The organism is Flavobacterium longum, assembly GCF_965137575.1.
Lineage (GTDB): Bacteria > Bacteroidota > Bacteroidia > Flavobacteriales > Flavobacteriaceae > Flavobacterium > Flavobacterium longum.
On the sequence record NZ_CBCRZJ010000005.1, the window covers coordinates 249,434 to 275,940 of the forward strand.

At 51.7% G+C, this 26,507-nt stretch carries 29 protein-coding genes; 17 read left to right on the top strand and 12 right to left on the bottom strand.

The window, feature by feature from the left end:
* Positions 1-4: 4 nt before the first annotated feature.
* Positions 5-196 carry a hypothetical protein gene (locus ACM9J1_RS10685; RefSeq protein ID WP_415582031.1) on the top strand — a complete coding sequence of 64 codons (192 nt, stop codon included), beginning with the start codon at positions 5-7 and terminating at the stop codon, positions 194-196.
* Between the two features lie 59 nt (positions 197-255).
* Here the strand turns inward: ACM9J1_RS10685 and ACM9J1_RS10690 are convergent, their stop codons facing one another.
* The 4 genes from ACM9J1_RS10690 to ACM9J1_RS10705 all read right to left on the bottom strand — a co-directional run bounded on the left by ACM9J1_RS10690 (position 256) and on the right by ACM9J1_RS10705 (position 3,936).
* Positions 256-1,227 carry an MlaD family protein gene (locus ACM9J1_RS10690; protein WP_415582032.1) on the bottom strand — a complete coding sequence of 324 codons (972 nt, stop codon included), beginning with the start codon at positions 1,225-1,227 and terminating at the stop codon, positions 256-258.
* Position 1,228: 1 nt separating this feature from the next.
* A complete protein-coding gene (locus ACM9J1_RS10695) occupies positions 1,229-1,972 on the bottom strand; it encodes an ABC transporter ATP-binding protein (protein WP_415582033.1) in 744 nt (247 codons plus the stop codon).
* Positions 1,965-2,789 (bottom strand): MlaE family ABC transporter permease, encoded by an 825-nt coding sequence (locus tag ACM9J1_RS10700; RefSeq protein WP_415582034.1) that lies wholly within the window; start codon positions 2,787-2,789, stop codon positions 1,965-1,967. Before ACM9J1_RS10700 ends, ACM9J1_RS10695 begins: the two co-directional genes overlap by 8 nt.
* A gap of 100 nt (positions 2,790-2,889) precedes the next feature.
* Positions 2,890-3,936, bottom strand: coding sequence for a response regulator (locus ACM9J1_RS10705; protein WP_415582035.1), 1,047 nt, complete (start codon positions 3,934-3,936; stop codon positions 2,890-2,892).
* 156 nt (positions 3,937-4,092) lie between these two features.
* Between ACM9J1_RS10705 and ACM9J1_RS10710 the strand changes: the two genes are divergently transcribed.
* From ACM9J1_RS10710 to ACM9J1_RS10725, 4 genes are all read left to right on the top strand, one after another.
* Positions 4,093-4,395 (top strand): thioredoxin family protein, encoded by a 303-nt coding sequence (locus tag ACM9J1_RS10710; protein ID WP_415582036.1) that lies wholly within the window; start codon positions 4,093-4,095, stop codon positions 4,393-4,395.
* A gap of 63 nt (positions 4,396-4,458) precedes the next feature.
* A complete protein-coding gene (locus tag ACM9J1_RS10715; protein ID WP_415582037.1) occupies positions 4,459-4,974 on the top strand; it encodes a hypothetical protein in 516 nt (171 codons plus the stop codon).
* A gap of 4 nt (positions 4,975-4,978) precedes the next feature.
* Positions 4,979-5,812, top strand: coding sequence for a restriction endonuclease (locus ACM9J1_RS10720; RefSeq protein WP_415582038.1), 834 nt, complete (start codon positions 4,979-4,981; stop codon positions 5,810-5,812).
* Positions 5,809-7,164, top strand: a complete 1,356-nt coding sequence (locus ACM9J1_RS10725; RefSeq protein WP_415582039.1) for an MBL fold metallo-hydrolase RNA specificity domain-containing protein — start codon at positions 5,809-5,811, stop codon at positions 7,162-7,164. Before ACM9J1_RS10720 ends, ACM9J1_RS10725 begins: the two co-directional genes overlap by 4 nt.
* On the opposite strand, the gene ACM9J1_RS10730 is transcribed toward ACM9J1_RS10725, so the two are convergent.
* Entirely contained in the window at positions 7,165-7,902 is a 738-nt protein-coding gene (locus ACM9J1_RS10730; protein WP_415582040.1) for a sulfite exporter TauE/SafE family protein, read from the bottom strand.
* Between the two features lie 114 nt (positions 7,903-8,016).
* On the opposite strand from ACM9J1_RS10730, the gene ACM9J1_RS10735 reads away from it, so the two are divergent.
* The 10 genes from ACM9J1_RS10735 to ACM9J1_RS10780 all read left to right on the top strand — a co-directional run bounded on the left by ACM9J1_RS10735 (position 8,017) and on the right by ACM9J1_RS10780 (position 18,757).
* Positions 8,017-8,862 carry a universal stress protein gene (locus ACM9J1_RS10735; protein ID WP_415582041.1) on the top strand — a complete coding sequence of 282 codons (846 nt, stop codon included), beginning with the start codon at positions 8,017-8,019 and terminating at the stop codon, positions 8,860-8,862.
* The gene (locus tag ACM9J1_RS10740; RefSeq protein WP_415582042.1) at positions 8,859-10,148 is read left to right on the top strand and encodes an acetyl-CoA hydrolase/transferase family protein; all 1,290 of its coding nucleotides are present in this window, start codon (positions 8,859-8,861) and stop codon (positions 10,146-10,148) included. Before ACM9J1_RS10735 ends, ACM9J1_RS10740 begins: the two co-directional genes overlap by 4 nt.
* A gap of 76 nt (positions 10,149-10,224) precedes the next feature.
* Complete coding sequence (locus tag ACM9J1_RS10745; RefSeq protein ID WP_415582043.1) at positions 10,225-12,678, top strand: heavy metal translocating P-type ATPase; 2,454 nt, start codon at positions 10,225-10,227, stop codon at positions 12,676-12,678.
* Between the two features lie 15 nt (positions 12,679-12,693).
* Positions 12,694-12,867 (top strand): cbb3-type cytochrome oxidase assembly protein CcoS, encoded by a 174-nt coding sequence (ccoS, locus tag ACM9J1_RS10750; RefSeq protein WP_415582044.1) that lies wholly within the window; start codon positions 12,694-12,696, stop codon positions 12,865-12,867.
* A gap of 1 nt (position 12,868) precedes the next feature.
* The gene (ccoN, locus tag ACM9J1_RS10755; RefSeq protein WP_415582045.1) at positions 12,869-15,052 is read left to right on the top strand and encodes a cytochrome-c oxidase, cbb3-type subunit I; all 2,184 of its coding nucleotides are present in this window, start codon (positions 12,869-12,871) and stop codon (positions 15,050-15,052) included.
* 5 nt (positions 15,053-15,057) lie between these two features.
* The gene (locus ACM9J1_RS10760) at positions 15,058-15,231 is read left to right on the top strand and encodes a CcoQ/FixQ family Cbb3-type cytochrome c oxidase assembly chaperone (RefSeq protein WP_415582046.1); all 174 of its coding nucleotides are present in this window, start codon (positions 15,058-15,060) and stop codon (positions 15,229-15,231) included.
* 3 nt (positions 15,232-15,234) lie between these two features.
* On the top strand, positions 15,235-16,197 hold the full coding sequence (locus tag ACM9J1_RS10765; RefSeq protein ID WP_415582047.1) for a cbb3-type cytochrome c oxidase N-terminal domain-containing protein: 963 nt from the start codon (positions 15,235-15,237) through the stop codon (positions 16,195-16,197).
* Between the two features lies 1 nt (position 16,198).
* On the top strand, positions 16,199-17,608 hold the full coding sequence (gene ccoG, locus ACM9J1_RS10770) for a cytochrome c oxidase accessory protein CcoG (RefSeq protein WP_415582048.1): 1,410 nt from the start codon (positions 16,199-16,201) through the stop codon (positions 17,606-17,608).
* Between the two features lie 4 nt (positions 17,609-17,612).
* Positions 17,613-18,059 carry a FixH family protein gene (locus ACM9J1_RS10775; protein WP_415582049.1) on the top strand — a complete coding sequence of 149 codons (447 nt, stop codon included), beginning with the start codon at positions 17,613-17,615 and terminating at the stop codon, positions 18,057-18,059.
* Positions 18,056-18,757: a sulfite exporter TauE/SafE family protein gene (locus ACM9J1_RS10780; protein WP_415582050.1), complete on the top strand. Its 702-nt coding sequence runs from the start codon at positions 18,056-18,058 to the stop codon at positions 18,755-18,757. The genes ACM9J1_RS10775 and ACM9J1_RS10780 overlap by 4 nt, the downstream gene beginning before the upstream one ends.
* A 61-nt stretch (positions 18,758-18,818) precedes the next feature.
* On the opposite strand, the gene hemN is transcribed toward ACM9J1_RS10780, so the two are convergent.
* The 4 genes from hemN to ACM9J1_RS10800 all read right to left on the bottom strand — a co-directional run bounded on the left by hemN (position 18,819) and on the right by ACM9J1_RS10800 (position 21,776).
* Positions 18,819-20,189 carry an oxygen-independent coproporphyrinogen III oxidase gene (hemN, locus tag ACM9J1_RS10785; protein ID WP_415582051.1) on the bottom strand — a complete coding sequence of 457 codons (1,371 nt, stop codon included), beginning with the start codon at positions 20,187-20,189 and terminating at the stop codon, positions 18,819-18,821.
* A 2-nt stretch (positions 20,190-20,191) separates the two neighbouring features.
* Positions 20,192-20,644, bottom strand: a complete 453-nt coding sequence (locus tag ACM9J1_RS10790; RefSeq protein WP_415582052.1) for a hypothetical protein — start codon at positions 20,642-20,644, stop codon at positions 20,192-20,194.
* Between the two features lie 11 nt (positions 20,645-20,655).
* Positions 20,656-21,078, bottom strand: a complete 423-nt coding sequence (locus ACM9J1_RS10795; protein ID WP_415582053.1) for a hypothetical protein — start codon at positions 21,076-21,078, stop codon at positions 20,656-20,658.
* 92 nt (positions 21,079-21,170) lie between these two features.
* Positions 21,171-21,776, bottom strand: a complete 606-nt coding sequence (locus ACM9J1_RS10800) for a hypothetical protein (RefSeq protein WP_415582054.1) — start codon at positions 21,774-21,776, stop codon at positions 21,171-21,173.
* Positions 21,777-21,940: 164 nt separating this feature from the next.
* Between ACM9J1_RS10800 and ACM9J1_RS10805 the strand changes: the two genes are divergently transcribed.
* On the top strand, positions 21,941-22,570 hold the full coding sequence (locus tag ACM9J1_RS10805) for a BON domain-containing protein (protein WP_415582055.1): 630 nt from the start codon (positions 21,941-21,943) through the stop codon (positions 22,568-22,570).
* Here ACM9J1_RS10805 and ACM9J1_RS10810 read toward each other — a convergent pair whose 3' ends face one another.
* From ACM9J1_RS10810 to ACM9J1_RS10820, 3 genes are all read right to left on the bottom strand, one after another.
* Positions 22,571-23,611, bottom strand: coding sequence for a response regulator (locus tag ACM9J1_RS10810; RefSeq protein WP_415582056.1), 1,041 nt, complete (start codon positions 23,609-23,611; stop codon positions 22,571-22,573).
* Positions 23,589-24,794 (bottom strand): PAS domain-containing sensor histidine kinase, encoded by a 1,206-nt coding sequence (locus ACM9J1_RS10815; RefSeq protein ID WP_415582057.1) that lies wholly within the window; start codon positions 24,792-24,794, stop codon positions 23,589-23,591. Before ACM9J1_RS10815 ends, ACM9J1_RS10810 begins: the two co-directional genes overlap by 23 nt.
* A gap of 118 nt (positions 24,795-24,912) precedes the next feature.
* Positions 24,913-25,608, bottom strand: coding sequence for a hypothetical protein (locus ACM9J1_RS10820; RefSeq protein WP_415582058.1), 696 nt, complete (start codon positions 25,606-25,608; stop codon positions 24,913-24,915).
* 79 nt (positions 25,609-25,687) lie between these two features.
* On the opposite strand from ACM9J1_RS10820, the gene ACM9J1_RS10825 reads away from it, so the two are divergent.
* Complete coding sequence (locus ACM9J1_RS10825) at positions 25,688-26,500, top strand: DUF6544 family protein (protein ID WP_415582059.1); 813 nt, start codon at positions 25,688-25,690, stop codon at positions 26,498-26,500.
* Positions 26,501-26,507 lie beyond the last annotated feature (7 nt).

Sequence of the window (26,507 nt, forward strand, 5' to 3'; positions counted from 1 at the left end):
TGAGATGGAAGCGCAAGAAATTGTACAGAAACTCAAAGCCACGCCCTATAAGTTCACTTTGGCGAGCCGCATCAGGGACGAGGTCAAAAAACTCAATGACGATGAAAGTGACTTCCTGTTGCTGGAACTTAGGCGCGAACTGCACAAGTCCGAAAATGCCACCATCAAACGGCCATTGCAGGAAATACTTCGTTAAGACAAACCGGGACAACTTCCCGGTTTTTTTTGAGCCGAAAGAACACTATGCTTCTGTAATCACGGCTGCTTTTTCGCCTTCTTCTCCTGTTTCTTAAAATACCCGCGCAACAAAAAATTGTGTTTCAAGGCTTCCAAATCCTGCTGGAGCAAAATGGCCGCCTTGTTGATGTTGGTCATCATCGAGTCGATTTGGCGCGCCGATTTCGGGTCTTTCGTCAGATAGTTAACGGCACTCTCGCCGTCTTTAATCTCAGCCACGGCGGCATCCAACTTCCCGAGCGTCTGGTTCACCGCGCGGCTCGATTGTTCCAGGTTGGCCACGGTGCGTTTGAGTTGCCCGGCCACAGCGGTATCTTTCAGCACGCCAATGGCATTGTCTTTTCTATCGAGCGAAGCCAATAACTTGTTGACTTGCGCCATGGACGCGGCCGTTTCCTGACTGCTGATCTTGAGGTACCGCACGGTTTCCTTGATGTCGGCGGCCAGTTGTTGGTCATTGAGCAATACCCCTACGCTGCCCTGACCTTGCGTAATCTGGTTGGTGATCTTGAGCAAATCTCGCGTCAATAAGGCGGCGTTTTCGTTCGTGACGCTTAAGGTCTTGAGCATGTCGTCGGTACGGACACGGCTGTAAGAAGCAATGGTAGCACCTTCTTGCAAAGAAGGTTTGCGCCCGCGCCCGGGAATGATGTTGACGATCATGCTGCCTACCAATCCGTCGGAATTGATCGTGGCCACGGCATCGGTCTTGATGCGCGGTAAAATCTTACGGTCTATCGCCATTTCGACCTTGATGGCCGAATCATTCACCATTTCGATATGCCGCACCGTCCCGATGTCGATACCCGAATAGCGCACGTTATTGCCCGGTTGCAGGCCGTTGACATCGTTGAAAATCGCATTCAGTTCAGCCGTCCGTCCAAAAAGATCCTGCTTGTTTCCGATAAAATAAATGGCCGCCACGAAAACCAACGTGCCGAGTACCGTGAAAAGGCCAAGCCTGAATTTCTGTGAAGCGGTTTCTTTCATGTCATTTAAAAAAGGCTTGAATTTTTGGATCTTCGGACGCAGACAACTCAGTAAACGTGCCTTCGGCGTAGTTAACGCCGTCGATGAGCAAGATCATGCGGTCGGCAATGACGCGTGCACAATCTACATCATGGGTGATGATGATGGACGAAGTTCGGTATTTTTCCTGGACCGACTCGATCAGGCCGATGATTTCTTTCGCGGTGATCGGATCGAGGCCGGTCGTCGGTTCGTCGTACAGGATGATCTTAGGCTGCAGAATGAGCGTCCGGGCCAGCGCCACGCGCCGTTTCATACCACCGGAAAGTTCTTCGGGCATCAAGTCGATGACATCGGGCAAACCTACATTTTCCAAGGCTTCCATGACCAAGGGTGTCGTATCTTTCGCATCGCGGAACTTCTCGCGGTGGCGGCGCAACGGAAATTCGAGGTTTTCCCGAACCGACATCGAATCATACAAAGCGCTGCCTTGAAACAGGAAGCCAATATCGGTGCGCAAGGCGTCGAGTGCGTCGTGTTCGAGCTTGGAAACTTCTTTCCCCATGACGGTAATCGTCCCGGCGTCGTAATCTTCGAGCCCGACGATGCATTTGATCATCACCGATTTACCCGAACCCGATTTGCCCATGACCACCAGGTTTTCGCCCTCGTACAAGGTGAGGTTAAACCCATCGAGTACGGTGTGCGAGCCATAGCTTTTGCACAGTTTCCTGATGTCGATGACCGGTGGAGGCAACTTATTCATGGTAAATGATATTGGCCGCCAGTACGGCGATGAAATCGATGAAGAACAGCAGCATTGAGGTAACCACGACGGCAGAATTGGCCGCGACGCCGACGCCGGCCGTACCTTTTTTGCAGAAATATCCTTTGAATGTCCCGACCAACCCGATGGCAAAGCCGAAGAAAAACGTCTTGATCGTGGCAGGCAAAATATCACTGAACTTGAGCGCCTCGAACACTTCGTTGAAATACAGCACCAGCGAGACATTGCCCTTTACATGTTCCACCAGGAAAGAACTGTAAATGGCTATGGCGTCTCCGATGATCACCAGCAGCGGCAGCATAAACGTACACGCCACGATCCGGGTCACCACAAGGTACCGGAACGGATTCGTACCCGAGACTTCCATGGCATCGATCTGTTCGCTCACGCGCATCGACCCGATTTCGGCGCTGATGCCCGATGACACCCGGCCGGCACAAATGAGCGCCGTGATGATCGGTCCGATTTCGCGCACAATGGAAATGCTCACCATAGATGACATCCACGAAACAGCACCGAATTCTTCAAGCGTAGGCCGCGATTGCAAGGTTAAAACCATTCCGATGATAAAGGCCGTGACCGCGACCAATCCCAAAGACCGGTTGCCGATATAAAAACATTGGCGGCGCAATTCCTTGAATTCATAAGGCTGTTTGAATACTTCGGCGAAGAAACGACGCGCAAAATACACCAGTTCGCCCAATTCAATCAAAAAATTGCGGATCAGGCCGAAAACGGATTCCTGTCTGCGGAGTGCCGAAACTTTGGCCTGCGGTTTATGTTGGGTTGTTGGCATCGGTACAAAACTCCGGCATCGCGGGCGGAAACAAAATGACACGCATCATAAGCCACAAAACGACGCAATGACCGAGGTTTTGCATGGGCAAGCTTCGCGACTAGTTCTTGACCTTCTCCAATCTCGAGGCATCGAGTACGGTGATGGCGCTGCCTTTTTTCCCGATGATGCCCTCGTCTTTCAGGTCAGACAGGGTGCGGCTGACAGTTTCGGGTGCGGTTCCCGACAGCGCGGCGAGATCAACTCGGCTGATGCTCACCGAACCTTTTCCCTTGTCTTGACGGTACAGCCGTAGGATGCTTTCGGCGATGCGCTTCCTGACCGAATGATAGGCCAATTGCATGAGTTGTTCCTCTTGGCTGCGCACTTGGCTGCTCAGGATTTTGATGAATTTGCCGGCTACATCGGGGTAGCGGTTGATGAAATCCTCGAACTGTTCCCGCGGGAAATGCACCAGATGGCTTTCTTCGGCGGCCACGGCGGTGTCCACATAATTGCCGTCTGAAAACAGTGTATTGGTCGCCAGGAATTGCTCGGCTTCAAAAATACCGGTCATGAGTTCGCGGCCGTCTTCGGCCATTTTGGTGGTTTTGACGCGGCCGTCGAGCACGAGCCAAATCCCGCCCGCGCGGTCGCCTTCGAAGTAAATTTCCTGATTTTTCTTGAACGTCCTGACTTTTCGTTCCTCGAGCGCGGCTTTCAATTCCTTCAAGCCTTCTTTCTGGGCAACAAGGGCCGAGAGTTGCCCGACATTCTTGCTATAGAACTCCACTTGCGACTGCTTTTTCCTGAGCCGCGTTTCGATGGCGTTGAGCAATTCGGTGTCGTCAAACGGTTTGGTAAGGTAATCGTCGGCGCCGAGTTCCATGCCTTTGCGGATGTCGGCACGTTCGGTCTTGGCCGTCATGAAAATAAATGGAATCGCTTTGGTAACCGCGTTCTTCTGCAGCAAATGGAACACGCCGTATCCATCGAGGTCGCGCATCATGATGTCGCACAGGATGACATCTGGTGTTTCCCGGATGGCCAGTTCCGTACCAGTTTTCCCGTTGTCCGACTCAAAAACCTTGTAGCCGCCCAGTGTCAGTATTTCCTTGACGTTTTCGCGGATGTCGTCATTGTCTTCGATGACCAAGATTTTGTTCATGAGGGATTTCCGGGTTGGCTTGCAGAACCAAAAATACAGAATCGCCGCCAACGGAAAACAAAAAAATGCGCGAAATCACTTTTGTCGGTGCGTAATGTCACATTTCCGCAACGGCTTTTCCTTGAAATTTGACGAACCATCCGAAAATCGTTGCCTATGAACCCAGACTTTGATGCCTTGATACAGTCCGAAATTCCTATCGTAGTTGACTTCCGCAAAACCGATTGCGAACCGTGCTCGCTCCTTGATCCGGTCCTTGAACAAGTGAAGCACACACTAGAGAAACGGATTGAAGTGGTTCGCGTGGATGCCGATGCCAATCCTGAACTGGCACACCAATACCGCATCAGCTATTTCCCATCGCTGCTTTTGTTCCAGGAAGGACGGCTGTTGTGGCGGCAGACCGGACTGATGGGCAAGGACGAAATCATCGCCCGAATCCTGGAGCACATTTCCTGATTTTCAGGAATTTAACTTAAGGCGACCAACTTCTTCGTATCTTTAACGAAACACATCGGTTTTATGCCTGCCCTTGCCAATACCAAACGAACCCTGCTTTTGTTGTTGCTGGTTTTTTCCGCCGGACAGATTGTCTTGCACCATACCACCGCGCTTGACATCAACAGTACGCCAATTTTTTTCCTGCTGGTATTCCTGGCCGTGTCGTCGATGCTGTTGCTGGTAGGCCAATACCTACTTGGCGGATTGAGCAAGGCCGTGGTTTTGCTGATTTATCTTTCGGTATTCGGCGGCTGTTTTGCCGTGGCCGTCATCACTTGGAAAGGCGTCTGGAAAACCCAGACGATACTGTATCGGAACAACGAAAACCCATCGGAAACCATCGAATACCGCATGCGTACGAAGCGATACAGTTTTGATTTTGAGCGGCAGATTGTGCAGCGCAAAAGCATCCTGCCCTATCTGGATTTGATTGCGCCCGCAGACACGGCGCAGATCGACAAAACCAAATGGCGGTTTGAAAACGTGAAAGTGAACGAAATGGGTTTTTCGGGCGAATACATCGATCTTCCAGAATAAAAATATGAAAGTCATCAAAAATTCAGGCGAAGTCGTGGCCTTCAACCCAGACAAGTTGCGCCATTCACTGTTGAAATCGGGCGCGTCCGAACCAGATGCCACCGATATTATCGGCGTGATCCGTTCGCGATTGTACGATGGCATCCCGACGAAACACATCTACAAAATGGCCGGAAAAATGCTCCGGAAACTTTCCGCTTCGCATGCCGCGCGTTACAACCTCAAGGCGGGAATCAGGCAACTCGGGCCGGCGGGGTTTTTCTTCGAACAATTCGTGGCACTGGTTTTCGAGGCCGAAGGTTATCAAACCCGGAAAAACCTCACGCTCAGCGGACGTTGCGTGAACCACGAAGTTGATGTGGTCATCCGGAACGAAGACCTGACGATGGTGGAGTGCAAATTCCACGGCAATCAGAACACAGTTTCAGACGTGAAAGTGCCGATGTACATTCTGTCGCGGTTCAACGACCTGAAAAACAACACACATGATATTTTTACTTCAACCGATATCCTATCCAAATGCCTCATCGTGACCAACAACCGGTTCACGGCCGACGCGATTAAATTTGCTTCCTGTAGCGGGTTGCAACTCCTCGGCTGGGACTATCCCACCACTGAAGGATTGAAAAACAAAGTCGATGGCAAAAGGCTGTATCCCGTAACCTGTTTAACGACGCTGACCATGCTGGAAAAAGAAAAGCTATTGATCCTGGGCGTCATCCTGGTAACCCAGTTGATCGCGCAACCGGAAACCTTGGCGCAGGTGGCGATCGGCGAAGCCAGACACAAAAAAATACTCCACGAAGCCGCCGGGCTTTGCAATCTTTTCTCGACATGAACATACAATTTTTGGGTGGCACCGGCACTGTGACCGGATCGAAGACTTTGATAGAAACCGGCGGCATCCGGATATTGGTGGATTGCGGCCTGTTCCAAGGCTTGAAAACACTGCGGGAACTGAATTGGGAACCGCTTCCTATTTTACCGTCATCCATTGATTTCGTGTTGCTTACCCACGGTCATCTCGACCATTGCGGCTGGTTGCCCCGATTGGTGGCGCAAGGCTTTTCTGGGAAGATTTTCTGCACGTCGCCCACCAAGGAAATTGCACGATTGGTCTTGATGGACAGCGCAAAAATACAGGAAGAAGAGGCCGAAATGGCCAACCGCGGCGGCTATTCAAAACACGTTGTCCCGGAACCGTTGTACACCGTCAAGCAAGCCGAACAGACGATGCCGTTTTTCCGAACGATCAAATTAAACGAGCCTGTCCTGCTCGACGCCGAAATCACCGCCAAGTTCAGCAACGCCGGACACATCATCGGGGCGTGCAGCATCGCATTGGAAGCCGAGGGAAAAACGCTGGTCTTCTCGGGCGACATCGGGCGTGAAAATGATGTCTTGATGTACGCGCCGGCCAAACCGCAAAAAGCCGATTTTGTCTTCCTGGAAAGCACATACGGCAACCGTTTGCATCCGGCCGACGATGCGTTGCTGGAATTGGAAACTTACATTAATAATACTATCGCAAAAGGCGGCACGGTCATCATTCCCGGCTTTGCGGTGGAACGCGCCCAGACCATCGTTTACCTGCTGTGGCAACTGAAAAAACAAGGCCGCATCCCTGACGTGCCATACATTTTGGATTCGCCGATGGGCATTAGTGTATTCGATATTTTCGCCGACAACCCGAAATGGCACAAATGGCGGCGCGAAGACTGCGAGGCCATTGCGAGAACATTTCAAATGGTGTCAGACTATCAGGAGACAATCGACATAATTTTCGATGATGCGCCCAAAGTCATCATTGCGGCCAGCGGCATGCTTACCGGCGGACGCGTATTGGCTTACCTCGAGCATTACATCGGCAAACCTGAAACAACCGTCATTCTTTCCGGCTACCAGGCCGAAGGCACGCGCGGCCGTAAATTGCTGGAAGGCGCAAACGAAATCAAGATCCGCGGGAAATACTACCCGGTAAGATGCAACATTCTTGAAATCAGAAGTCTGTCTGCGCACGCCGACCAGAAAGGTTTATTGGACTGGCTGTCTGATATGCAACGAAAACCGCAGAAAGTTTTTCTTGTGCATGGCGAGAATGAAGCGGCCGATGAACTCCGGCTGAAAATCACCGAACGCTATGGGTTTGATTGCCACGTGCCGATGCTGGGCAGCCGATTGGAATTGTAATCAGGCGTCGATCTGAAAGAGCATCAGCGTGCCGATCAACAAAATCAAGACAAGTGAAAAGCGCCTGAAATAGTGCTGCGGCATCCGTTCCAGGATTTTCTTCCCGATGTACGAACCCACAATCGCCACGGCCAAAAGGAACGGTACATACACCCATTCTTCTTTTTTGATATATCCGTTTTGGTAATAAACGACGGTCCGCGTGGTGTCTATCAGCAAATCGATGAAAGCCGAAGTAGCCACGAACACACTTTTCTCCAGGTTGAACGAAGCCATCGTCAAACCCCGGATGGCACCGCCCGTACCGAGCAACCCCGCTGAAAACCCGGAAAAAATACCGCCCGCAGCCGCATTGGTCTTGTTGGGCTGGATGACGATGTTTTTGCGGATAAGGAAAAACAAACTGAACGCGATCAGGAAAATAGCCAGGACAATCTTGAGCGCGCCGGTGTCTATGTATTGCGTGAGCCAACCGCCGAGAATGACGAAGATGACGGAAGGCACGCCGATATAGACGATCAGTTTCCGGTCTAGGCCTTTGCGGAAGAGCGCCAGTTTGCTGGCGTTACTCGCCACATGCAACAACGCGGTCAAGCCGAGTACGGAATGGAAATCCAGGTAAAAACCGGCCATCGGGACAAAGAACACCGACGACCCGAACCCGCCGATGGTACCGACGACTTCGGCCAACAGCGCCATCAGGAGAAAACCGATGCTGATGTCCAGGGAAGAAAACATGCGTAAAAGTAGCGATAATCAAGTAGGTTTCGACACAATCTTCCGGCAGGTGACAGATGTCATACTTCCGCCCGGAACGCGGCTATACCTTTGTAGCAGTCAAAACCAAAAGCCATGAAAAAAATCCTCTTCCCAACCGATTTCTCGAAAGCCGCCAACCACGCTTTCCTGTATGCATTGCATCTGGCCGACAGGTTCAACGCGGAAATCATCACCTTGCACGTGTATCCGTTTGCCCTGACCACTTTGGGCGAATACTACACGACCGTACTGGAAAACTATGATATCCAAGACCTCAACGAATTCGAGAACTACAAAAGCCACGTACCGAAATGGCACCGCATCGCCGAAGAACACCATTATGGACATGTGCCGATCTCGCACGTCTTGGAAAGCGGCGACACCGTAGAAACAATTTTAGAAGTGGCGCAAAGCAACCAAGTGGACTGTATTGTCATGGGTACGAACGGCGCACACGGCATCACGGAAATTTTCTTTGGTTCGGTCACCGAAAAAGTCATGAACCGCGCGCATTGTATGGTTATGGCGGTGCCTTCGTCCAACAGGCATGGCCACATCTCTAGGATTTTATTCTTGACCGAGTTCGAAGAACAACACAAAACAGCCCTTCGCCAACTCATCGGGTTTGCAAAGACTGTTGAAGCCCACATCGACGTGCTTCAGGTGAAATTGGCTTTCGGACATGCCGACGAGGAAAAACTTTTGGCATGGAAAGCCGAATTCCACTCGGGAAACATCACCTTCTCGGTCCTGAACAATGCCGGCACCGAGAAAGCCATCATGGATTACATGAAGCTGCACCATATTTCGATGGTGGCCATGACCGTGAAACACAAAGGTTTGCTCGAGCGGTTATTCCTGCAGAGCATGGCCAGCAAAATGGCGTTCCACTCGGAAATCCCGGTACTGGCGCTCAAATATGAAAACCCAGATTTATGACCAGATACACCACGGCTGAAGAAGCCGTAAAGACCATCAGCTCCAACGCAAGGATTTATGTACAGGCCGCAGCCGCTACGCCATCGGTTTTAACCAACGCGTTAGCCCAACGTGCGCCGGAACTCCAAAATGTGGAATTGTGCCATTTGCACACCGAAGGCCGCGCCGCGTATGCCGATCCGGCGCTTTCGGAAGCCTTCCACACCAACTCTTTTTTCATCGGCAAGAATGTACGCCACACGCTGGCCGCCGGGAACGGTTCCTATACGCCGGTTTTCCTGAGCGAGTTGCCGCACCTGTTGCGCAAGAACGTGTTGCCGCTCGATGCGGTGTTCATTCATGTGTCGCCGCCCGATTCGCACGGCTATTGTTCGTTGGGCACGTCGGTGGAAGCTACGCGCGCGGCCATCGAGAACGCCAAAACCGTCATCGCGCAAGTGAACCCGCAGATGCCTCGCACGTTTGGCGACAGCATCATCCACAGTTCACAGATCGATTTTATGGTGGAAGTGGACCAGCCGTTGTTCGGTCATGAACCAGCGCCAATCAGTGCAGTCGAAGCCGCCATCGGGAAACATGTGGCCTCACTCATCGACGACCGGAGCACGCTTCAGATGGGCATCGGTTCCATACCCAATGCGGCGCTCGACAATTTGCGCCACCATAAAGATTTAGGATTGCATACCGAAATGTTCTCGGACGGCGTCATTGACCTCATTGAAAGCGGCGTCATCAATTGCAGTTACAAAAAATCGGTGAAAGGCCGCGCGCTGGCGACTTTCCTGATGGGCTCGCAACGCTTGTATGATTTCGTGAACGACAACCCGTTCATCGAAATGCGGGAATCTTCCTTTGTGAACGACACGGCCGTCATCCGCAAACAGCCCAAAATGGTCGCGATCAATTCGGCCATCGAGGTGGATTTGACCGGACAGGTGTGCGCAGATTCCATCGGTTCCAAAATGTATTCTGGCGTGGGCGGGCAAATGGACTTCATCCGCGGCGCGTCATTGTCTGAAGGCGGAAAAGCCATCATCGCGTTGCCGTCGGTCACCAAGAAAGGCGAAAGCCGCATCGTGCCGTTCCTCAAACAGGGCGCAGGCGTGGTGACCACGCGATCTCATGTCCACTACATCATCACCGAATACGGCATTGCCGACCTGTACGGAAAAACCCTGAAACAACGGGCTGCGGCGCTGATCGACATCGCGCATCCGGACCATCAGGAGCACATCGCACGTGCATATCACGAACTCCTGGGGCAACCGGCATTTTGTGGCGCATAAATTCGGCTTGTGTGACATATGTCATACACCAGCCTACCGGATATGCGGAATTTAGCACCGGTAAAATGAGCAAAAAATGGCACACCCCAATTGTTATCACTGCGGACAACCTGCCACGGATAACAACCGGATCATCTTCGATAGCAAGGCTTTTTGCTGCACCGGATGCAAGACGGTTTACGAAATCTTCACGGCCAACGGCCTGACCGATTATTACAGTCTCGGGCAATTTCCGGGCGCGACACCGGTTTCGGCCGGAAAATACGATTTCCTCGACAATGTGGAAATTGCCGATAAACTCCTGGAATTCCGGGAAGGCACCACCAACATCGTGACACTGCACGTGCCGCACATCCACTGCAGTTCGTGTATCTGGATTCTCGAAAACCTGCACCGGCTGGACAAAGGCATCGTTTCTTCCCGTGCGAATTTCCAGCGGAAAACCGTCCGGATCACGTTCAATGAGGAAACAAATCTACATCAAGTGGTGGACCTTTTGTGCCGCATCGGATATGAGCCGAACATTACCCTGAGCGATTACGAAACCACGAAAAAACACGCCGACCGTTCGCTGATGATCAAGCTCGCGGTGGCGTTTTTTTGTTTCGGCAACATCATGCTCTTGTCGTTCCCCGAGTATTTTGAGGTCAGCGAATTCTGGCTAGATCAATACAAAGGCTTCTTCCGCACGCTGATTTTCGTATTGGCCTTACCGACGTTCCTGTATTCGGCCAGCGGTTACTATACGGCGGCCTGGAAAAGCCTGCGCAACGGCTTCTTGAGCATTGAAGTCCCGATTGCGCTTGGCATCGTGATTTTTTTCATCCGCAGCGCAACCGATATGTTCTTCAACCACGGCCCGGGATTTTTCGATTCGATGGCCGGACTGATCTTCTTCATGTTGCTGGGCAAAATGTTCCAGGCCAAGACCTACGACTTTTTGAATTTCGAACGCGATTACAAATCATATTTTCCGGTAGCGGTGACCTGCCTCTCGCCCGACGGCAGCGAAACCAACCTGCCGATCCACGAAGTCAAACAAGGCCAACGTTTGCTGGTGCGCAACCAGGAGTTGATCCCATGCGACGGCGTACTCATTTCGGGCGATGCCAATATCGACTACAGTTTCGTGACCGGCGAAGCGATTCCGGTGGCAAAATCCAAGGGCGAAACACTTTTCGCAGGCGGACGCCAAACCGGAAGCAGCATCGAAATCGAGGCGTTGCGGTCTGTTTCGCAAAGTTACCTGACGCAATTGTGGGAACACGAAGCGTTCAAGAAAGACGCGCATTTGAAACTGAAATCGATTACCGATAAAGTAAGCCGTTATTTTACACCGGTCCTGTTACTGCTGGCATTTTCGGGACTGACGTACTGGCTGTTCTTCGACATGAAAACCGCGTTCGACGTATTTACGGCCGTGCTCATCGTGGCTTGCCCGTGCGCATTGGCCTTGACCGCACCATTTACCCTGGGCAACATCATCCGTATCATGGGACGCCATTCCATGTATCTGAAAAACACTTCGGTCATCGAGAAAATGGCCTTGGCCGATACGATCGTTTTCGACAAAACCGGCACGATCACCAGCGCGCGCGTTTCGGATATTTCCTATCAAGGAAAGCCGCTGACGACCGAAGAACAAGGTTTGTTGCGGTTGGCCGTGCGCGCTTCGAACCATCCGCTGAGCCGGATGCTGTACGATTTGTTACCCGCGTCCGGCCAAACCGATGTCGAAAGTTTCTCTGAAATATCGGGGCAAGGCATTGAAGCCGTTGTGGGCGGAAAAACCATCCGCGTAGGGAAAGCATCGTTCACCGACGAAAACCAGCAGCCGACCCCGAACCAAACCGCCGTACACGTCTCGATCGACGGGCAACACATCGGCAAGTTCATCTTCGCCAACCAATACCGGCCAGGATTGCAATCGTTGTTCGAAGGCTTGGACAAACGCTATAAACTGGTATTGCTTTCGGGCGACAACGCGGGTGAGGAAAGCAAACTGCGCGAACTCTTGCCGCCCGATACGGAATTGATCTTCAACCAGAAGCCCGACGAAAAACTGGCTTACATCAAATCGCTCCAGCAACACGGCCATAAAGTAATCATGCTCGGCGACGGGCTGAACGATGCCGGTGCGCTCGCCCAAAGCGACGTGGGTATTTCGGTATCTGAAGACGTCAACATTTTCTCACCCGCCTGCGATGCCATTCTCGATGCGGGCATCTTCAACAAGTTTGGCCGATTCCTTACCCTGGCCCGTAAATCTGTCCTGATCATGCAACTGAGTTTCGGGCTGTCTTTGCTCTACAACGTCGTGGGATTGTACTTCGCGCTTAGCGGTACGATGTCTCCGCTTTTTGCGGCCATCATCATGCCTTTGAGCACGGTAACCATCGTAAGCTTTGTCACCATCATGGGCAATTTCTGGGCGCGAAAAACCGGCGTTTCACTGCCGGTCGAAAAGCCCGAAAAAACCGACGGGCTGACAAACGTCATATTTTCAGGAAGCACACCAAAGTACATTTGAATCAACTTTTAGGATATGAGCGTAATATACCTTTTGATCTTCGTCAGCCTTGCCGTAGCGGTCGGTTTCATCGCCGCTTTCATCAAGGCCGTCCGCTCCGGACAGTTCGAAGACGACTACACGCCGTCGGTGCGCATGCTCTTTGACGACGAACTTCAAGAAACAGATACCAAGAACAAACCCGATTAATATGGAAATCCAGCAATTTTATTACGACAACAAAATCGTCAAGAAGTTTCTTTACGCGGCCATCGTCTTTGGCGTGGTCGGCATGCTTGTGGGACTTATCCTCGCATTCATGTTTCTATTCCCTAACCTGACCGACGGCATTTCGTTCCTTTCTTTCGGACGGTTGCGCCCGTTGCATACCAATGCGGTGATTTTTGCCTTCGTGGGTAACGCCATGTTTGCCGGCGTCTACTATTCGTTGCAACGACTGCTGAAAGCGCGCCTGTTCAGCGATTTTTTGAGCAACGTCCACTTTTGGGGTTGGCAGCTCATCATCGTGGCCGCAGCGCTCACGCTCCCGATGGGCATCACGACGTCTAAAGAATACGCAGAATTGGAATGGCCCATCGACATCGCCATCGCGCTAATCTGGGTCGTGTTCGGCATCAACATGATTGGCACGATCCTGCGCCGCCGCGAAAGGCATTTGTACGTGGCCATCTGGTTCTACCTTGCCACGTTTGTAACGGTAGCCGTATTGCACATCTTCAACAGTCTTGAACTGCCCGTATCACTTACAAAAAGCTACTCGGTTTACGCCGGTGTACAGGATGCGCTCGTGCAATGGTGGTACGGCCACAATGCGGTAGCGTTCTTCCTCACGACGCCGTATCTCGGGTTGATGTACTATTTCGTCCCTAAAGCGGCGAACCGTCCGGTGTATTCTTATCGGTTGTCCATCATCCACTTCTGGTCATTGATTTTCATTTACATCTGGGCCGGACCACACCACTTGCTCTACTCTGCCCTGCCTTCTTGGGCGCAGAACCTGGGCGTTGTATTTTCGATCATGCTGATTGCGCCGTCTTGGGGCGGTATGATCAACGGCTTGCTCACCCTTCGCGGGGTTTGGGACAAAGTCCGGGTGGAACCTGTTTTGAAATTCTTTGTGGTCGCGATTACCGGATATGGTATGGCCACATTCGAAGGCCCGATGTTGTCCCTTAAAAACGTTAACGCGATTGCGCACTTTACAGACTGGATCATTGCCCACGTACACGTTGGCGCACTTGCCTGGAATGGCTTCCTTGCCTTCGGTATGATTTACTGGCTGATCCCGCGCATGACCAAGGGCGAGCTCTTCTCTAAGAAACTGGCCAACTTCCACTTCTGGATTGGCACGCTCGGTATCGTGATGTATGCCTTGCCGATGTACGTATCGGGCTTTACACAGGCATCGATGTGGAAACAATTCAACCCTGACGGTACGTTGACCTACGGTAACTTCCTGGAAACCGTCGATAAGATTATCCCGATGTATTGGATGCGTGCCGTTGGTGGTACGATGTACCTGATTGGTATCGTCGTATTGGTGTACAACATTGTCATGACTGTTCGTGCGAACGCCGCCGTAGAAGACGAATTGGCCGAAGCTCCGGAACTGGCAAGGCTCAGCAACGGCCGTCTGAAAGGCGAGAAATTCCACGCTTGGCTGGAACGTCGCCCGGTACAAATGACCATTCTGGCTACCGTTGCCATCTTGATTGGCGGCATCATCCAGATTGTCCCAACGATTATGGTGAAATCCAACATCCCGACCATTTCTACGGTGAAACCTTATACGCCACTGGAGCTGGAAGGCCGCGACCTGTACATCCGCGAAGGATGCGTGTCTTGCCACTCGCAAATGGTGCGTCCGTTCCGCAGCGAGGTCGAACGTTATGGCCCGCAATCCAAAGCCGGTGAATATGTGTACGATCACCCGTTCCTGTGGGGTTCTAAGCGTACCGGCCCGGATTTGCTCCGCGTAGGCGGCAAGTATAACGACAACTGGCATTTCAACCACATGTACGATCCCCAAACGACCTCACCGGGTTCTATCATGCCAGCGTACAAATGGCTGTTCGACAACAAGCCGCTGTATATAGACGACATCGAACCGAAGATGCGCACCATGCAACAATTGGGCGTGCCTTACACCGAAAAAGATATCGTAGAGGCGCGTACATCCATGACCGCACAAGGCGAAGCCATCGAGAAAAACCTCATGAACGATCCGGACTTCGCGAAGAGTTATGAGAACAGTAAAAAAGCGGCACAGGCCAAAGGGGAAAAATTCACCCCGATGAGCAAACGTGAAATCACGGCCATCATCGCCTACATCCAACGCCTGGGTACCGACATTAAAGTGAAACCTAAACAATAAACGCCATGTTCGAACAAATCAAACACTCCATGGAAACCATTGCAGGCGTGGCCGTTTACCCGGTGGTTTCACTCAGTATCTTCTTCGCATTCTTTGTGTTACTCGGCTTCTGGGTAGCCTCATACAGCAAGAACAAGATCACCGAAATGAGTAACATTCCGTTTAACGAAAAACAATAAGCCATGAATAGATTTTTCCCTGCGTGGTTACGCGTCCCAATATTATTCTTTGCCGGTCTTGGCGCCATGGAATACTTCATCGATTCCGGAGACCATCCGGCGGTGATCAAATACCCTATTTTGTGGGTGGTATTGCTGATTTACCTCTTCGTGCTTTTCGCATTCGAAATCATGATGTCGTCCATCCACAGCCTGTCCTGGCAAATGATGGACGAAGCCAAACGCGCCGAATACCTCGCAACGCAAAACCTGCCGCTTTCGCAGCAACCGTTCTACAAAAAAATCATGCAATGGCTCACCAAATCCAAGTCTATCGAGGCCGAAGGTGAAGTCATGCTCAACCACGATTACGATGGCATCAAGGAGCTGGACAACACGCTTCCGCCATGGTGGGTTTACCTGTTCTACGGCACGATTATTTTCGCTGCCATTTATCTGGTACGCTTTGACGTCATGGGCGGATACACGCAAGAAGACGAATTGCGCGACGAATTGGCCGTAGCCAAGAAGGAAGTCGAAGAATGGAAAAAAACCGCACCGGACCAAATGAGCGAAGACAAAGTAACCTTATTGACGGACGCCGAAAGCATCGCCAAAGGCAAAACCATCTACGAAACAAACTGCGTGGCCTGTCACAGGGCTGACGGCGGTGGACAGATTGGCCCGAACCTCACCGACGAAAACTGGATCCTGGGCGGCGGCATCAAGAATGTCTTCCATACCATTACACACGGTGGCCGCGACGGCAAAGGCATGATCGCCTGGAATACCACGCTCAAACCAACGCAAATCCAGCAAGTGGCCAGCTACGTCTTGTCTTTGCAGGGCAGCAACCCGAAAGAGCCAAAAGCCGCTGAAGGCGACATCTGGAAAGAAGCGGGCGCCAAACCAGACAGCACCGCCACGCCAGCCCCGGCTACCACTGAAACTCCGGCCCCAGCCGACAAACCTATCGCTTTGAAATAAAATGGATAATGACCAGTCGTTTCGTGACTCGATAACCACGATAGATGAGGAAGGCAAACGCAAGTTCGTCTATCCTAAAAAGCCAGAAGGCAAGTTTTACAACTACCGGAAAATCGTCAGCTACGTGCTCCTGATTTTCCTTGCCTCGGCACCGTTCATCAAAACCAATGGCAACCAGTTCCTGCTTTTCAACGTCTTGGAACGCCGGTTCAACTTCTTCGGGTTCCCGTTTTGGCCGCAGGATTTTTACCTGGTCGTCATCGGGATGATCATCGGGGTGGTTTTCGTAGCCTTGTTTACGGTGGTTTACGGACGACTTTTTTGCGGATGGATCTGTCCGCAGACGATATTCCTCGAAATGGTGTTCCGCCGCATCGAGTACTGGATTGACGGGGATGCCAACGCACAACGACGGCTCGCCAAACAGGAATGGAACGGTGAAAAAATCCGGAAACGCCTGTTCAAATGGTTTGTGTTCTTTGTCATCTCGTTTTTGATCGCGAACATTTTCCTGGCCTACGTCATCGGAAGTGACCAACTCATCAAGATCGTCGAGGAAGGACCGGCCGCGCACATGGGCAACTTCATAGCGCTGCTCATCTTTACCGGCGTGTTCTATTTCATTTACGTCTGGTTCCGCGAACAGGTTTGCCTTATCGCTTGCCCGTATGGCAGGCTGCAGGGTGTGTTGCTCGACAACAAGACCATCAACGTGGCATATGATTTCGTGCGTGGCGAAGGCGAAACCGGCCGCGGCCGCATGAAGAAAGACGAAGACCGGAAAGCATCCGGGAAAGGCGACTGCATCGATTGCGGCCTTTGTGTACACGTCTGCCCAATGGCCATCGACATCCGCAACGGGACGCAACTGGAATGTACCAACTGTACGGCCTGTATCGACGCCTGCGACAACATCATGGAGAGCGTCCATATGCCGAAAGGCTTGATCCGGTACGCCTCGGAAAGCGAAATCGAGAAAAAGGAGAAGTTCCGGTTTACGCTCCGGATGAAAGGTTACACCGCCGTACTCGGTATCCTGATCAGCGTGTTCGTGGTGCTGCTGGCCTTGCGCAGCGACCTGGACACCACGATTTTACGACTGCCAGGGCAATTGTACCAGCACCAGGGCGATAGCATCAGGAATGTTTATACGTTCCGGATCTTGAACAAAACTGCCAATGATTACAACGATTTGGAGTTGCGACTGATTTCCGCCGACGGCAAGGTATCGATGGTCGGCAAGAAAAATTTCGACATCAAGCGTGAAACACAAATCCACGGCACTGTATTTATCGATTTGCCGATGAAAGCCTTAACGGGCGAAAGGACCAAACTGAAAGTCGGCATCTACGCCGGAGAAAAATTGATTGAAACCAAGGCCGCCACTTTTATGGGGCCGCGAGAATTCTAATATTATGAAAATCAACTGGGGCCACGGAATCGTCATCGCATTCGCACTCTTCATGTCGTTCATCCTGTATTTCGTCATCGAAGTGCAATCGGACACCAAGTACGACAACGAACTTGTCGTAGAAGAATATTACAAGAAAGACACACGCTTTGGCGAAGAGCTGGCCAAATTACAGGCCGGCAGTGACCTGGCCCAAAAGCCGGAAATCAGTTCCGATGGCCAAGGCATCCAGATCCAGTTCCCAGAAACACCCGATTTTGCATCCATTGTCGGGAAAGTGTCCCTATACAGGCCGTCTGCCAGCAAACTCGACTTTGAGGTTCCCTTCTCATCGCGAGGCCATTTGCTCATACCATCAACCCGTCTGGTGGGCGGCCAATGGGACATTACTTTAGAGTGGACCAGCAACGGCAAGACGTACATCATCAAAAAGAAAATCTACCGGTCATGATCTTCACGGCCTTACTGTTTGGCCTCATCAGCAGTTTCCACTGCATCGGGATGTGCGGTCCTATCGCAATGATGTTGCCGCTCGACCGTCAAAACCCCGCACGCAAAGTCATCCAACTGCTGGCCTACCACGGCGGACGCATTTTGTCTTACGGCATTTTGGGCGGCATCTTCGGCATCTTCGGTCGCGGACTATTCCTTGCCGGCATCCAGCAGCGGTTGTCCATCATCATCGGGATCATGATGATTCTTTTCGTCGCGACGCCTTTCCTGTCCGCGAAATTTGCGACACTTTCCACACCGCTGAACGCTATTGTTTCATCCATCAAAACCAGCTTGGGAAAAAGACTGCGAGACAAATCTCCGCGAAGCTTGCTGACACTCGGTATCCTCAACGGTTTCCTGCCCTGCGGACTGGTTTATGCGGCGTTGTTCGGCGCACTGGCGATGCAAAATGCGTCTATGGGCGTGGCGTACATGATGCTATTCGGGGTCGGAACGATTCCTTTGATGGCCGGGACGAGTTTGCTCGTATTGAACGTGTCCAACGCACTCCGCCATCGGATGCAAACCATCGTACCCATAGCCGTTTCCATCATTGGTTTGGTGTTCATTGCCCGCGGTTTGGGCTTGGGCATTCCTTACCTCTCGCCTGCCGACACCAATTTGTTCGTACAGGCGAATCCGCAATGCCATTGATTTTGATTAATGGCCGCCGACCTGGCAGCAATTCAGGATGAAGCGATTCGAGAAAACCCTCTTAAATCGTCAGCGAAAATGTTTGTGCATCTGGCTTTGACGGCTTCAGCCGAAGGTCGAGCGCCATACAAGCATTCCGCAGGAACGGGATGCCTTTTTCGGTAATCTTGATAGACTTCTCCCCGATTTCCACCAACCCGTCGGCCACCATTTCGCGCAAATCTTCAACGGCATCGTCCAGCGCTTCAATATACAGCTCCGGGTTTTCCCATGACGTGTAGAAACGGCACATCAGATTGCCGATGTGCGTCCGGATGATCAAATCCTCATGCGACAAAATGTGCCCTTTAACGACAGGCAGCGCGTCCCATTCGAGCATCTGGTAATAATCATCGAAATCCTTGGTATTCTGCGCGAACCCATACCAACTGTCGCTGATGGAAGACACGCCCAGCCCAATAGTCATCTGGGTTTTCGAAATGGTGTAGCCCATGAAATTCCGGTGCAGGCTGCCGTTGTGCAACGCTTGGTACAATTCGTCATTCTCAAGCGCAAAATGATCCATCCCGATTTCGTGATAGCCGTTCTCCAGCAGCATCGCCTTTCCGGTTTCATAGAGTTCGCGTTTTTCGGCATCGCGCGGAATGTCTTCGTCACGAAAACCGCGCTGCCCGTTGCCTTTCAGCCATGGCACGTGCGCGTAACTGTAGAAAGCGATGCGGTCTGGGCGCAGTGTGTAGGTTTTTTGCATGGTATCGATGACGTGTTCGCGCGCTTGCATCGGCAGGCCGTAAATAAGGTCATGCCCTACCGATGTATAACCGATTTCGCGTGCCCAGCGCGTCACATTGGCGACGTGCTCGAAAGGCTGGATCCGGTTGATGGCCGTCTGGACTTTCTCGTTGTAGTCCTGCACGCCGAAACTGACGCGACGGAAACCCAAATCGTACAACGTTTGGAGGTGCTCTTTTGTCGTGCTGTTCGGATGACCTTCAAAACTCATGTCACAATACGCATCGCGGTCGCCGAGGGCAAAAATCCCGTTGATGAGATGTTCGAGATTGCCCGGCGAAAAAAACGTGGGCGTGCCGCCACCCAAATGCAATTCCTTGATGAGCGGTTTGCCGTCGAACAAGCGACAGTACAGATGCCATTCCTTGAGCAATGCGGCGATGTACGTTGATTCTACGCTGTGGTTCTTTGTGATCCTTTTGAAACAACCGCAAAACGTACACATGCTTTCGCAAAAAGGCAAATGGATGTACAAACTCACGCCGCCGTTGGCGTTATTGGCCGTAAACGAACGGTGCAGGCTGCCTTTCCAGGCTTCGAGCCCGAAGAACGACTCGTCCCAGTACGGCACGGTGGGGTAACTGGTGTAACGCGGGCAAGGCACGTTGTATTTCTCGATGAGGGAATGGTCTGTAGTCATTTTTATTCGTCTAGTCGTTTTTCTATTTCAATGTTCAGGTCAAAAAGATCGCGCCTGAATTGCTTCATGAAGGCGTCATTTCGCTTGGCTGTTTCCTGACTGTAGTCGGCCAATTCTTTCTTGAATGCCACATCGCGCGCGGCCAACGTCTTTTTGGCCGTCTTGAGTTTGGTTTCGGCGATATCGGCTGCATGGCAAATGCTGTCGCGGGTTTTTAAATCGGCTTTGGCTGCCTCGTTGTTCAGTTGGGCGATGTTGCGCTCGGTAAGCCGGAACGCGATTTTTGCATCGGACATGAATTGAGACCAATCGGCCACAGCAGCTTCACGGCTTACGGCCTTGGCGCCGAAATGGGCTTCGCGGTACGCTTCTTCTTCGTCCTCGGCTTCGCGGGCGCAGGTGAACAACGTCAGCAGCAAAGACATTCCGGCAATAAATAGTGTGGTGATTTTCATGGCCTGATTGTTTAATGGAAATGCAATCGGTTTCCTGAATAGATGAAAAAAGTAGCGGCTGTCAAACAAATGACATGCAGCCAATTGAGTTCTCGCAACATAATGATTTGAACGATGATCCAAACCGCCAGGACAAGGCCTTGGAAGAGCAACAACCGCGGCCCTTGCGCCAACCGCCTGATGAGGAAAATCGCGCACAGCAAGGCAAGTATCCCGTCGAAGATGAAAAGCAAAATCCCAGGAACCGTGTAATCGGGAAAAGGCGAAAACCGCAAGGATTCGGTGGTCAAGCCCATGGTCGCGCCGGTGGGATCGGACATGAAAAAATAACCCGCCATCATGGCGCTACAACCCAGCACGATAAGCATAATGACTGATGCTGCACGCAGGTTTCCCCTAAATTTCCGCGATAATCTTCTGGTAAGTGTTTCCATTTTGCTCAACCCGTTAGGTTACACTTTAGGTCGTAAAATTAGAATCGGTATGCTCCAGCGGAAATGACAGATGTCATATCGGATGATTTTCGTCAACGCCATTGCAACACGCCAGACTGCAACATGTCGTTCACGACTAGCGGCCCGTATTCTTGGGCGAATTGCTCCGGGGAGATTTGGCCGTCGATTTCGGTTTTACCCGAATACAAAAGCTTTTGGTCGGTCACGCGATAAAGATTCGTTTCCCAATAGTACAGGCGTTGTGGCTCATCGTAACCCAACGCCTTCAGATGTGCGGTCGTGCTTTTCTGATAATCGAAGAGATTGACCTGGGCAATTTGCACCGTGTCGTGTTTGGTGGGTTGCGCCGCGATGCCAACCAAAGACACGGTCACAACGGCTTCCACACCTTCTTTTTTCATCTTCGCCAGCACTTCTTCGCGACAAAGGTTGCAGAACGCATCGGCGCCGTACGCTTCTTGTGCAGACCGCGTATAATACCCGAGGCTACAAAGCAGTTCAGACATCCTGTTCTCGAGTTGTTCGCGCAAAGCCGTGTCTTGTGGCGGCACCATGGCCAAAACCACAACATTGGAAAACGGCTGCACCGGCCCAGGCGCGTGCCAGCTATCGACCATTTTGGCCGACGCGCAACCGGAAAGCCACAACGTCAGGAAACCCATTACAATTGTTTTCATACCCATACCATTTTACCGCAATATTAGCCGATTGACACCGCGTGGAAACTGATGGCTGTCAGTTAGGAAAGCATGACTTGCGAAAACCCGTGATGAATGTCATTTCTGCGTAGCACCTGCGCCGCTATTTTTACCGGAAAATTCTTTCCCGAATCATGAACCGCATGAGTCTCACCGAACGTCAAATCAAAGCCGCACTGGAACAAGCGCTCCCGCTCTATCATGACCGCGTGTGTTTTGAATGGAACGACGGCGTGGTGACGCTCAACGGTACCGTAGAAGACGAAGAAATCAAGCGGCTGGCCGAAACGGCACTGTCCAAAATTGCAGGTGTCACGTCCGTAATCGACAATTTGTCGGTGGGCGAAACCGATGTTCCCGATAACCTCAAAAAGGAAATCATCCGCCAGCTCAAAGGGAAAATGGAAATCCCCGCAGACCGCATCCGGCTTTGCATCACCCCGAAGACCATTGAAGTACGCGGTACGGTGAAATGGAATTATCAGAAAAAAGCCGCGCTCGAGATCATCGATGCGCTAAAGGAAACGCGTGCCGTGCTTGATTATCTGGTCGTGGACAATGCGCTTAATACGATGCTACGGAAGGAAGACATCCTTGAAGTCATCCGCGCGCACGATCGCATTACCTCAGAAGACATCAATGTCATTGTCAACGGCAGCAACATCATCATCGTGGGTTCTGTGCCCGACATCGCACAACAGCAATTGGCGCAGAAAATCGTACAGGAAATTCCGGGCGTGGGAAATGTGCGCAACGCGCTGTTGATTCATTGATTACACGTGCTCAAGCCCGCGCTGGCTCTTGATGACCAGCAAATTCCCGTTTTTTTCCAACAAGCCTTCATCCACAAAATCAGTCAACGTACGGCTGACGGTCTCTGGCGCGGTGCCCGACATGGCGGCCAAATCTGCGCGACTGGCCGAAATGCCGTTCGCGTTGCCTTGCTGTTTGGCGTATCGCAGAATGGCCTCGGCGATACGTTGCCGGACAGACCGATACGCAATCTGGAGCAAGTGTTCTTCACGCGATTGGATTTCGTTCGATAAGATCTTGATGAATTTTCCGGCCAAATCAGGGTATTTCGAAATCAGGTCTTCACATTGCTGTTTCGGGAAAAAGATGAGTTCGCAGTCTTCGAGCACGGTTGCGGTTTCGGCGTACGGGCCGTCAGAAAACAAACGGTTGATTCCGGCAAAATCGTCCTTGCCGTAAATCCCGGTCACGATGTCGCGGCCTTCCTCGGTAAGACGAGACGTTTTCAAACGCCCGGAAACAATCAGGTAAAAACCTTTCATCCGCTCGCCTTCTTCGTAGATCACAGATTTTTTCTTGTGCGCCATCGGTTTGATTTCCTCGATGATTTCCCGGAATTCATCCAAGCCTTTCTTCTTTGAAATCAGCGTATTAAGTTGGCTCAGCGCCTTGCTGTAATATTTCTGCTGGATTTCCTTTTTGCGGAAACGGCCTTCCACCGCGCTCAGCAACTCCTTGTCGTCAAAAGGTTTCGTAAGGTAATCGTCCGCACCGAGTTCCATACCGAGGCGTAAGTCCGGACGTTCGGATTTTGCGGTGATGAAAATGAACGGAATGCCGCTGGTGTCAGAATTGTTCTGGATTTGCTGCAACACACCGTAACCGTCGAGTTCGGGCATCATAATGTCGCTCAGGATCAGGTCTGGCGGATGGTGGAGCGCCAATGCCACACCTTCTTTCCCATTGGGCGCAGAAAGGACTTTATAGCCTGCCAACGTCAAGATTTCGGCAATGTTTTCGCGGATGTCAGCGTGGTCTTCAATCACCAATATGGTCTTCATAAATCGGGAATTTTAACGTGAAAATGGTGCCTTTGCCGAACGTGCTCTTAAAGCTGACGCTGCCGCCGAGCAGCCCGACATAACGGGTAACGATGGTCAGTCCCAGACCGGTTCCGGCAATGAGATTGGCGTTGTTCGCCCGGAAAAAAGCTTCGAACAAATGTTCCTGATCTTCCTCTGGAATGCCCATACCGCGGTCTTCCACGCTGATGGTGTAATGCGTATCGTCAACGTCTGTCACGATGGTAATCGGCGTATTGGGTTCAGAATATTTCACGGCGTTGGACAGCAGGTTGAGCAGGCAACTTTTGAGCAGTGAGGCATCCGATGGCACATTGGCAACGATACCGTTGTGCGTCACTGCTATGATTTGTCCCGGTTTGGCGAGCACTTGTATTTCGTCGGCGGTTTCGTCGGAGACTTTGCGGATGTCGGTCGGGGCGAGATGTACTTGCACTTTGCCAGATTCGAGTTTTTCCAGATGCAGAAAATCATTCAGGATTGAAGTGAGGTGCCCGACGGAATTCTTGATTTTCCCGACATGCTTTTCGATCTCCGGACTGTTGAGATTTTCGGCATATTTCCCGATGAGCGATGCGGACAATTGCAAGGCGTGCAACGGTGTCCGGAATTCATGCGATGCCATCGATACGAAACGGCTTTTGAGTTGCCCAAGTTCTTTTTCGCGTTCAAGCGATTCGGTCAATTTTGCCTTGGCTTCTTCCAGTTCCGAAATGGATTCGTTGAGCGACTGCGTGCGTTTTTCCACGAGTTCTTCCAGGTGCGACGCATAAGACTTGAGCTGCTCTTCGTCTTTTTTCTGCTGGGTCAAATCATGGATGAAACCCACGTAAATGTGCCGGTCTTTGTACTCGACCTCACTCACGCCAAGCCTAAAGGGAAACACCGTGCCATCAGATTTCAACCCCATGACTTCGCGCCCGATGCCAATGATACGCGGCAGGTGCGTTCGCTGGTAACGCCCGATGTAGTTGTCGTGTTGTGCGCGGTCCGGTTGCGGCATCAGAACAGAAACATTTTTGCCGATGACATCGTCAGGCTCATACCCGAAAATCGTGCATGCCGATGGGTTGATGGTCGTGATGATGCCACGCTCGTCAATGATGATGATGCCGTCTATGGCATTGGTGACAAAACCGGTGAGCAAGGCCAGTTTTTCCATATGGGTTTGGTTTCGCTTCACAAATATAAGGTTTTGTAACCGTTGTATCGGCGATGGTTTGCCCGTTTGTGGCACTTTTTGCGATAATGGAATAACCCCGGTGATAATGCGCTTGTAATCAATGTGTCACGTCTTGAAGATTTGCATTTTCATCTGCTGGCAACGGCAACACGTCTTGCCAGACCATATCGGCGATGATCGTATGGAACGACTCCAATCTGTCGGATTTGGCTTTCTCCAGACGGCCCGGACACAACCGGATGCTGTACAGCAGTTTCAAATCGGCACCGAACAGACTACTTTCCCACAAGTAACGGCGTTTCGGATTTAAAACATCAGCAGTCTTTTGCTGCAACGACACCAAATAACAATTGAGTTCCCGATTGTAGTTGTTGTACTGCGAACACCAAAGTTCGTCCGGCATGGTCTTTTTCTCGACCTTGGCATCGAGCAACGTCACGACCAATACCGCGCTGAATCCGGCGGCGGCCAATTGCGCCTTGGTGGCCGATGCGTTGTTTCGGTCGATGAGTTCCGGACTAACTGCCCGAAATGCCACCGCAGGATAGCCGATGCAATTCAGGTCATCGGCAAGATGCGACTCGATGTTGGCTTGCAACGCTTGTTCGGATGTCGGCAAAACGGCAAGCACCAAGACTTTCTTCGGCGGAACGACCTCTGGCGCGCGCCAGGTTCTTGACACATGCACCGCCGAACATCCGGCCATCGCCAACAGGCAGAAACAAAAAAGGAAACGCCTCATCATGCCGCAAAGTACCGCGACAAGAGACGATGCAAAAATGAGTTTCGTCACGCCATTAAATTTTAGTTCCCTGACGCGCATCAGGAAAAAGCGATTTGGGTTTGGCCAACTTTGCCGTAACCTAAGAAAAATGGCTTTTTGGATCGTCATCGCGTTGTGTTGTGGCATCGTCGTGTTTGCGGCGCTGGTCTTCATTGAACGGCGGCAGTTGCACAAACGGCTCCGAAAACAAGGACAGACATTGTTGAACTCCCATCGCTCCCACCGGGAAACCTTTCATGCCGACCAATTGGATGGCCTGCCCAAACCGGTCGCACGCTATTTCCGTCTGGTGCTCCAGGAAGGACAACCACTCATCAGGAAAGCTTATTTGTGGCATACCGGGAAATTCCGGATGCGTTTCGGCGGAAACTGGATGTCCATCCGGGGCGAAGAATACTTCTCGGCGGCGCGGCCCGGTTTCCTCTGGATCGGGAAGACCAAATGGTTCACCGCCGTTGACAGCTTTATGCAACAACACGGACGGCTCAAAATCTGGTTGCTCGGCTTGATCCGTGTCGTGCTGAGCCGCGGCCCGAAGATCGATGTTTCGGAACTGCAACGTTGGCTGGGTGAGGCGGTTTGGTTCCCGACGAGTTTACTGCCGTCTGACCATTTACAGTGGCTGCCGCTGGATGACACGTCGGCCGAATTGGTTTACCTTTACCACCGCTACATTATTCGGTATGTCGTGCATTTCAACCCCGAAGGTTACATCGAAAAAATGGAAACCGACCGCTACTACAATGGCAGGAAGCTCAAGCGCTGGGTCGCTTTCTTGTCTGATTACAAACGGCTGGGCGACGTCATGATTCCAGAAACCGTCTCGGCGGCCTGGGATTTGGGCAAAGCCGACGGCACATACGCTGTGTTTCACGTAGATTACATCAAATACGGGTATTGACCGCTCA

Bases quoted from the DNA above. Each gene is read 5' to 3' on its own strand.
- ACM9J1_RS10685 (WP_415582031.1), top strand. From the start codon at position 5: ATGGAAGCGCAAGAAATTGTACAGAAACTCAAAGCCACGCCCTATAAG.
- ACM9J1_RS10690 (WP_415582032.1), bottom strand. From the start codon at position 1,227: ATGAAAGAAACCGCTTCACAGAAATTCAGGCTTGGCCTTTTCACGGTA.
- ACM9J1_RS10695 (WP_415582033.1), bottom strand. From the start codon at position 1,972: ATGAATAAGTTGCCTCCACCGGTCATCGACATCAGGAAACTGTGCAAA.
- ACM9J1_RS10700 (WP_415582034.1), bottom strand. From the start codon at position 2,789: ATGCCAACAACCCAACATAAACCGCAGGCCAAAGTTTCGGCACTCCGC.
- ACM9J1_RS10705 (WP_415582035.1), bottom strand. From the start codon at position 3,936: ATGAACAAAATCTTGGTCATCGAAGACAATGACGACATCCGCGAAAAC.
- ACM9J1_RS10710 (WP_415582036.1), top strand. From the start codon at position 4,093: ATGAACCCAGACTTTGATGCCTTGATACAGTCCGAAATTCCTATCGTA.
- ACM9J1_RS10715 (WP_415582037.1), top strand. From the start codon at position 4,459: ATGCCTGCCCTTGCCAATACCAAACGAACCCTGCTTTTGTTGTTGCTG.
- ACM9J1_RS10720 (WP_415582038.1), top strand. From the start codon at position 4,979: ATGAAAGTCATCAAAAATTCAGGCGAAGTCGTGGCCTTCAACCCAGAC.
- ACM9J1_RS10725 (WP_415582039.1), top strand. From the start codon at position 5,809: ATGAACATACAATTTTTGGGTGGCACCGGCACTGTGACCGGATCGAAG.
- ACM9J1_RS10730 (WP_415582040.1), bottom strand. From the start codon at position 7,902: ATGTTTTCTTCCCTGGACATCAGCATCGGTTTTCTCCTGATGGCGCTG.
- ACM9J1_RS10735 (WP_415582041.1), top strand. From the start codon at position 8,017: ATGAAAAAAATCCTCTTCCCAACCGATTTCTCGAAAGCCGCCAACCAC.
- ACM9J1_RS10740 (WP_415582042.1), top strand. From the start codon at position 8,859: ATGACCAGATACACCACGGCTGAAGAAGCCGTAAAGACCATCAGCTCC.
- ACM9J1_RS10745 (WP_415582043.1), top strand. From the start codon at position 10,225: ATGGCACACCCCAATTGTTATCACTGCGGACAACCTGCCACGGATAAC.
- ccoS (WP_415582044.1), top strand. From the start codon at position 12,694: ATGAGCGTAATATACCTTTTGATCTTCGTCAGCCTTGCCGTAGCGGTC.
- ccoN (WP_415582045.1), top strand. From the start codon at position 12,869: ATGGAAATCCAGCAATTTTATTACGACAACAAAATCGTCAAGAAGTTT.
- ACM9J1_RS10760 (WP_415582046.1), top strand. From the start codon at position 15,058: ATGTTCGAACAAATCAAACACTCCATGGAAACCATTGCAGGCGTGGCC.
- ACM9J1_RS10765 (WP_415582047.1), top strand. From the start codon at position 15,235: ATGAATAGATTTTTCCCTGCGTGGTTACGCGTCCCAATATTATTCTTT.
- ccoG (WP_415582048.1), top strand. From the start codon at position 16,199: ATGGATAATGACCAGTCGTTTCGTGACTCGATAACCACGATAGATGAG.
- ACM9J1_RS10775 (WP_415582049.1), top strand. From the start codon at position 17,613: ATGAAAATCAACTGGGGCCACGGAATCGTCATCGCATTCGCACTCTTC.
- ACM9J1_RS10780 (WP_415582050.1), top strand. From the start codon at position 18,056: ATGATCTTCACGGCCTTACTGTTTGGCCTCATCAGCAGTTTCCACTGC.
- hemN (WP_415582051.1), bottom strand. From the start codon at position 20,189: ATGACTACAGACCATTCCCTCATCGAGAAATACAACGTGCCTTGCCCG.
- ACM9J1_RS10790 (WP_415582052.1), bottom strand. From the start codon at position 20,644: ATGAAAATCACCACACTATTTATTGCCGGAATGTCTTTGCTGCTGACG.
- ACM9J1_RS10795 (WP_415582053.1), bottom strand. From the start codon at position 21,078: ATGGAAACACTTACCAGAAGATTATCGCGGAAATTTAGGGGAAACCTG.
- ACM9J1_RS10800 (WP_415582054.1), bottom strand. From the start codon at position 21,776: ATGAAAACAATTGTAATGGGTTTCCTGACGTTGTGGCTTTCCGGTTGC.
- ACM9J1_RS10805 (WP_415582055.1), top strand. From the start codon at position 21,941: ATGAGTCTCACCGAACGTCAAATCAAAGCCGCACTGGAACAAGCGCTC.
- ACM9J1_RS10810 (WP_415582056.1), bottom strand. From the start codon at position 23,611: ATGAAGACCATATTGGTGATTGAAGACCACGCTGACATCCGCGAAAAC.
- ACM9J1_RS10815 (WP_415582057.1), bottom strand. From the start codon at position 24,794: ATGGAAAAACTGGCCTTGCTCACCGGTTTTGTCACCAATGCCATAGAC.
- ACM9J1_RS10825 (WP_415582059.1), top strand. From the start codon at position 25,688: ATGGCTTTTTGGATCGTCATCGCGTTGTGTTGTGGCATCGTCGTGTTT.